Annotated in this window: 4 protein-coding genes; 1 reads left to right on the forward strand and 3 read right to left on the reverse strand. The window is 72.8% G+C overall.

Features of this window, described 5'->3' with window-relative positions; genetic code table 11:
- Positions 1 to 1,177: ABC transporter transmembrane domain-containing protein (locus ACZ3YL_RS42190; RefSeq protein ID WP_465663143.1), on the reverse strand; the 1,177-nt coding region annotated here is incomplete at its 3' end.
- Entirely contained in the window at positions 1,174 to 2,997 is a 1,824-nt protein-coding gene (locus ACZ3YL_RS42195; protein WP_465663145.1) for an ABC transporter ATP-binding protein, read from the reverse strand. The genes ACZ3YL_RS42190 and ACZ3YL_RS42195, both read right to left, overlap by 4 nt.
- A gap of 232 nt (positions 2,998 to 3,229) precedes the next feature.
- Between ACZ3YL_RS42195 and ACZ3YL_RS42200 the strand changes: the two genes are divergently transcribed.
- Positions 3,230 to 4,657: a family 2B encapsulin nanocompartment shell protein gene (locus ACZ3YL_RS42200; protein WP_465663147.1), complete on the forward strand. Its 1,428-nt coding sequence runs from the start codon at positions 3,230 to 3,232 to the stop codon at positions 4,655 to 4,657.
- Positions 4,658 to 4,661: 4 nt separating this feature from the next.
- On the opposite strand, the gene glgX is transcribed toward ACZ3YL_RS42200, so the two are convergent.
- On the reverse strand, positions 4,662 to 6,869 hold the full coding sequence (gene glgX, locus ACZ3YL_RS42205) for a glycogen debranching protein GlgX (RefSeq protein ID WP_465663149.1): 2,208 nt from the start codon (positions 6,867 to 6,869) through the stop codon (positions 4,662 to 4,664).
- Positions 6,870 to 7,134: the final 265 nt, after the last annotated feature.

Raw genomic sequence — 7,134 nt, forward strand, 5'->3', positions numbered from 1 at the left:
CGCTTTCGGCACCGGCGCGCCCTTCGGCTCGGGGCGCCACTCGCCCGCTCGCGGTCTGCGGCAGGGCCACCGGCTCGGACGGCTCGGCGACGGTCGGCTCGTGGGCGAGCAGGCCGGCGATCTTCTCCAGGGCCGCGGCGGCGGCCTGGTAGCTGTTCAGGAACATCGCCAGCTGGTCGATCGGGTCGAACAGGCGGCGCAGGTAGAGCACGAAGGCGGTCAGGACGCCCAGCTCCAGCGCGTCGTCGGCGACCAGGTAGCCGCCCAGCAGCACGATGCCGGTGGTCCAGATGTTGGCGGTGACGCGGGACAGGCCGACGTACCGGGCGAGCTCCAGGAAGCCCTCCGCGTTGGCGGTCGAGGACTGCCCGTTGACCACCGCGAAGGCGGCGTCGTTGGCCTTCTCGCGGCGGAAGGCCTGCACCGGGCGGATGCCGTTCATGGTCTCGGTGAAGCGCACGATCATCGAGGCGGCGGCCGTCCGCGAGCGGCGGTAGACCCGGCGGGAGCGGGTGCGGAAGGAGTGGGCGATCAGGGCCAGCGGAAGGAAGGCCACCAGCGAGGCCAGACCGAGCCGCCAGTCCAGCACCACCAGCAGCACCGAGATGTAGCAGACCGACAGGAAGACGGTCAGCAGCTCCTGGAGGCCCTCGGAGAGCAGTTCGCGCAGCGCGTCGATGTCGCTGGTGGCCCGGGAGATGATCCGGCCCGAGGTGTAGCGCTCGTGGAAGTCCAGGCTGAGCCGCTGGGCGTGCCGGAAGATCCGGCCGCGCAGGTCCAGCAGGACGTCCTGGTTCACCCGGGCGCTGATCTTGATGAACGCCCACTGCAGCGCCGGGCTGAGCAGCGCGCAGCAGAGGTAGCCGGCCACCACCGCGACCAGCGGGCCCGAGTCGTGCTCGCGCAGCGCCGGGATGGCGCGGTCCATCGCCACCGCGACCAGCAGCGGGCCGGACTGCAGGGCGGCCTGCTGGACCAGGATCACCACCATCGCGACGGCGATCCGGGCCCGGTGCGGGCCGAGCAGTGAGCGCAGCAGCGCCCGGGGCGCGCCGGGCGGGACGGGGATGTCCTCCTCGTCGGCCGGGGGCGGGGGCAGCTCCTCCTCGGCGGGCGCCGCCCCGGCGGGCTTCGCCCGGACGGACTCCGCCTCGGCGGGCTCGACGGTGGTGGTCATCGGCTGGGGCTCCCCTCGGGTACGAGGGCGGCCTCGCCCGACATCAGTTCGCGGTAGTGCGGGCAGTCCCGCAGCAGTTCCTGGTGGGTGCCGACGGCCTCGATCCGGCCGTCCGCGAGCACCGCGACCCGGTCGGCGAGCAGCACGGTGCTGGGGCGGTGGGCGACCACCAGGGCGGTGGTGGTGCCGAGCACCTCGCGCAGCGCCCGCTCGACCAGCGCCTCGGTGTGCACGTCCAGGGCGGAGAGCGGGTCGTCCAGGACCAGGAAGGGCGGGTCGCCGACCACCGCGCGGGCCAGGGCGAGGCGCTGGCGCTGCCCGCCGGACAGGCTCAGGCCCTGCTCGCCGACCTCGGTCTCCACCCCGGCCGGGAGCTTCTCGACGAAGCCGGCCTGGGCGGTGGCGAGGGCGGCGAGCAGCTGCCGGTCGTCCGCGCCGGGGGCGCCCATCAGGACGTTCTCCCGGACGGTGGCGGAGAACAGGGTGGGCTCCTCGAAGGCGACCGCGACCAGTCGGCGCAGCTCCTCCCGGGGCAGCCCGGCGATGTCCCGGCCGTCCAGGGTGATCCGGCCGCCGGTGGCCTCGTACAGCCGGGGGAGCAGCGCGGTCAGCGTGGTCTTGCCGCTGCCGGTGGCGCCGACCAGGGCCATCGTCTCGCCGCTGCGGATGTGCAGGTCGACGCCGGCCAGCAGGTCGGGGGTGCCGTCGGGGGCGTCGGGGTAGCGGAACCGGACGCCGGTGAGGCGGATGCCGTCCGGCGCGGTGCGGAGGCCGTCCGGGGTGCCGGGCGCCCCGGTGGTGCCCTGGTCCTCGGGCTCGGGCTCGTCGATGACCTCGAAGAACCGGTCGGTGGCGGTGGCGGCCTCGTTGGCGTAGGCCAGCAGCCAGCCGAGCGACTCGACCGGCCAGCGCAGGGCGAGCGCGGTGGAGAGGAAGGCGACCAGGGTGCCGGCGCTCAGCTCGTCGTGGGCGACCAGGTAGGCGCCGACGGCCAGCGCGCAGCCGAGGGCGATCTCCGGCAGGCCGACGATGACCGCCCACAGGTTGGCGAGCTGGTGGGCCTTGCGCAGTTCGGTGCGGCGCAGCCGGTGGGACTGCGCGCGGAAGTGCTCGGCCATCGTGCGGTGCCGGCCGAAGGCCTTGAGGATGCGGATGCCGAGGACGGACTCCTCGACCACGGTGGCGAGGTCGCCGTTCTGGTCCTGGGCGAGCCGGGCGGTGACCGAGTAGCCGGACTCGAAGCGCTGGGTGAGCACCAGCAGCGGTACGGCGGGCGCCAGGACGATCAGGGCGAGCCGCCAGTCCTGGGCGAACATCAGCACGGTGCCGGCCAGGAACGTCACCGAGTTGACGATCAGGAACACCAGCGGGAAGGCCAGGAAGAGCCGCATGGCGTTCATGTCGGTGGTGGCCCGGGAGAGCAGCTGGCCGGAGCCCCAGCGGTCGTGGAAGGAGACCGGCAGCCGCTGGAGCTTGGCGTAGAGGTCGGCGCGCATGGCCGCCTCCAGCCGGCCCAGTGGGCGGGACAGGACCACCCGGCGGGTGTAGAACAGTGCGGCCTCGACCAGACCGAGGAGCAGCAGCAGGCCGACCGGCGGCCAGAGCGCGTCGAGGTCGTGCCGGGCGAGCGGACCGTCGACGATCCGGCCGAGCACCACCGGGACGGCGAGGGTGCTCAGCATGGCGAGCGAGGCGGCCGTCACCGAGACGACGAGCCGGCCGCGTACGGCCCGGGCGTACGGCCAGAGGCGCAGCAGCGAGCGGACCGTGGAGCGGTGGCTTCCGGTCGGGTGGTCGGCGTCTTGTCTGTTCTCGGCCATCGCGGTGAGGGTAGGCAGAGAGCCCGTCACTTCTCATCTGGTTTTTCGCCCCTGTCGGTGGCGCCCGGCGAGAACCGGCCACCCGCACGGGCGAGGCGGAGGCGCGATGCGGGGCGCGCGGAGCCGTTCGTGCAGGGAGGAGTGCGCCGCGCGCCTCTTGCGAGCGCCTGCCGAACGGCCGATTACATCTCCTGACGGATGTTCATGAGGAGCGAGTGACAGGAGTGTGGACATGACGGTCGACACCGAGCCCACCCCCGGCCCCGGATCCGCGACAGTGCGGGTGAGGGCTCAGCTCAGCCTCAGCACCACCGCCGCGCGCAATCTGGCGACGACGACCAAGTCGAAGCCGCAGATGCAGGAGATCACCTCCCGCTGGCTGCTCAAGATGCTGCCGTGGGTGCAGGTCAGCGCCGGTACGTACCGGGTCAACCGGCGGTTGAGCTACGCCGTCGGGCGGGGCCGGGTGGGCTTCGCGAAGACCGGGTCCACGGTGACGGTGATCGCCCCCTCGCTGGCCGAGGTGCCGGTGCTGCGCGGCTTCGAGGACCAGGAGGTGCTCACCGAACTCGCCGGCCGGTTCGTGCAGCGGGACTTCGCCGCGGGTGAGGTCTTGGTGCAGGAGGGGGCGCCGATCGAGGAGGTGTTCCTGATCGCGCACGGCAAGGTCGACCGGATCGGCACCGGCAAGTACGGCGAGCAGACCGTGCTCGGCACCCTCGCGGACGGCGACCACGTCGGCGACGAGGTGATCACCGAGCCCGGCGGCACCTGGTCGTACACCGTGAAGGCCGCCACCGCCGGCGTCGCGATGACGCTGAACGCCTCGCGGCTCCAGGAGCTGATCGACCGCTCCGCGACGCTGCGCGAGCAGCTGCTCGGCTTCGCCACCGACGTGGCCCAGGCGCAGAACGTCCACGGCGAGGCGGAGATCGACCTCTCGGCCGGCCACGAGGGCGAGTACGAGCTGCCCGGCGCCTTCGTGGACTACGAGCCGGCGCCGCGCGAGTACGAGCTGAGCGTCGCCCAGACCGTCCTGAAGGTCCACACCCGGGTCGCCGACCTCTACAACAAGCCGATGAACCAGACCGAGGAACAGCTGCGGCTGACCATCGAGGCGCTGCGCGAGCGGCAGGAGCACGAGCTCATCAACAACCCGGAGTTCGGCCTCCTCGGCAACGCCGACTTCGACCAGCGGATCCAGACCCACTCCGGTGCGCCCACCCCGGACGACCTGGACGAGCTGCTCGCCATGCGCCGTGACACCGACTACCTGTTCGCCCACCCGCGGGCCATCGCCGCCTTCGAGCGGGAGTGCAGCAAGCGCGGCATCCACCCGGGCACGGTCGACGTCCTCGGCAAGCAGCGGCCGGTCTGGCGCGGGGTGCCGATCTTCAGCTGCGGCAAGATCCCGGTGGCGGCCGACCAGACCACCTCCTTCATCGCGATGCGCGTCGGCGAGGACAACCAGGGCGTGGTCGGCCTCACCCAGGTCGGCATCCCGGACGAGGTCGAGCCGGGCCTGAACGTCCGCTTCATGGGCATCGACGAGAAGGCGGTCGCCTCCTACCTGGTCAGCACCTACTACTCGGCGGCGGTGCTGGTGCCGGACGCGATCGGCGTCCTGGAGAACGTCGAGGTCGGGCACGCCCGGGGCTGATCCGTCAGGTGCGGGCGGGGGCGCGCAGCAGGTGCAGCGAGCGCCCGCCCAGCACCACCGCTCCCCGGGGGTACGGCTCGCCCGTGCCCGTGGCGGCCGTGTCCAACACCGTCTCGTACGCGGCCTCCGGCTCGGCCCAGGGCTCGCCGGGCAGGGTGAACACGGTCGGCTCGTGGCCCGCGTTGAGCAGCAGCAGGAAGCTGTCGTCGGCCAACGGGCGCCCGGTGTCGTCCCGTTCGGACATCGCGGTGCCGGACAGCAGCATGCCGAGGCAGGCCGTCGGGGCGTACCAGTCCGCCTCGGTCATCTCCTTGCCGAGCGGGGTGAACCAGGCGAGGTCCGGCTGTCCGCCGGGGACGGCGGCCCGGCCGGAGAAGAACGCCCGCCGGCGCAGCACCGGATGGGCCCGGCGCAGCCGGACCAGCCGGCCGGTCAGCTCGCACAGCTCCCGCCAGCCGGGCTGCTCCAGCAGCGACCAGTCCAGCCAACTCACCTCGCCGTCCTGGCAGTAGGCGTTGTTGTTGCCGCCCTGGGTGCGGCCCAGCTCGTCCCCGGCGGTGATCATCGGGACGCCGGCCGAGAGCAGCAGGGTGGCCATCAGGTTGCGCAGTTGGCGCAGCCGCAGGGCGTTGACCTCCGGGTCGGTGGTCTCGCCCTCGGCGCCGTGGTTCCAGGAGCGGTTGTCGTCCGTGCCGTCCCGGTTGGCCTCGCCGTTGGCCTCGTTGTGCTTGCGGTCGTAGCTGACCAGGTCGCGCAGGGTGAAACCGTCGTGCGCGGTCACGTAGTTGACGGAGGCGTACGGACGGCGGCCGGCGCCCTGGTAGAGGTCGGAGGAGCCGGCCAGCCGGTAGCCGAGCTCCCGCACGTCCGGGCGGGCGCCGCGCCAGAAGTCCCGTACGGTGTCGCGGTAGCGGTCGTTCCACTCGGCCCACAGCGGCGGGAAGCCGCCGACCTGGTAGCCGCCCGGGCCGACGTCCCAGGGCTCGGCGATCAGCTTCACCCGGCTCAGCAGAGGGTCCTGGGAGACCGCGGCGAGGAACGGGTGGTCCATGTCGACGTCGTCCGAGCTCCGGGCCAGGGCGGCCGCCAGGTCGAAGCGGAAGCCGTCCACGCCCATCTCGGTGACCCAGTAGCGCAGCGAGTCGGTGATCAGCCGGACCACCTGCGGGCGGCGGGTGTCCAGGGTGTTGCCGCAGCCGGTGTAGTCGGCGTAGCCGCGCGGGCGGTGCGGGGCGAGGCGGTAGTAGGCGGCGTTGTCGATGCCGCGCAGCGACAGCGCCGGGCCCAGCTCGGCGCCCTCGGCGGTGTGGTTGAACACCACGTCGAGGATCACCTCGATCCCGGCCGCGTGCAGGGCGCGGACCATCCGCTTGAACTCGCCGACCTGGCCACCGCGCGAGCCCGAGGCGGAGTAGCCGGCGTGCGGGGCGAAGTAGCCGACCGTGTTGTAGCCCCAGTAGTTGACCAGGCCGCGGGCCTGCAGGTGGTCCTCGCTGGCGAACTGGTGCACGGGCAGCAGCTCGACGGCGGTGATGCCGAGACGGGTGAGGTGGGCGACGGCGGCGGGGTGGGCCAGGCCGGCGTAGGTGCCGCGCAGGTGCGGGGGGATCTCGGGGTGGCGCATGGTGAAGCCCCGGACGTGGAGCTCGTAGAGCACCGTCTCGGCCCACGGGGTCTTCGGGCGGTGGTCGTCGTACCAGTCGTCGTCATCGTGGACGACCACGGATCTGGGCACGTAGGGGGCGGAGTCCCGGTTGTCCCGGACGGTGTCGGCGACGTCGGCCTCCGGCCAGTTGCGGACGGCCGAGCAGGCCGCGTCGTGGGAGGTGTAACAGCCGTCGACGGCGCGGGCGTACGGGTCGAGCAGCAGCTTCGCCGGGTTCCAGCGGGCGCCCGTCCACGGGTCCCAGCGGCCGTGCACCCGGAAGCCGTAGCGGGCGCCGGGGCGCACGCCGGGCAGGAAGCCGTGCCAGATCTGGAAGTCCTGTTCGGTGAGGCGGTGCCGGTGCTCCCGGCCGTCCTCGTCGAACAGGCACAGGTCGACGGCTTCGGCGCCGGCCGCCCACAGTGCGAAGTTGGTGCCCGGGCCGCCGAGTTGGTCCGTACGGAAGCGGGCGCCGAGTGGCTGCCAGCTGCCGGGCCACGGTGGCTCGGCGGTGTGCGGACCGCCGTCCGGCCGTGCCTCGGCTTCCAGCTCCTGCCCTGACGCCATGGTCGTGTCCTCCCTGGACGGGGTGTCCCGGAACCCGTTCACCTTCTCTTTCCCGGATTGTGGGGGGAGGAAGCAGGTGGGGGTTTCGGGGTGTTCAGGTGGGCTCTCGGGAGGGTGGGTGCCGGGGGCGGCTCCGGGGGTGGCCGCTCCGGGGGCTGGATGATTTTCCGACTGCCGACCCTCATCGCGGGGGCCTGGGCGCCGTTGGCAGTCTGAAAATCACCCGTCACGCCCCTCTCCGCAGCCACCCCCTGCGCCGCCCCCT

The organism is Kitasatospora sp. NPDC023176 (genome assembly GCF_055560495.1).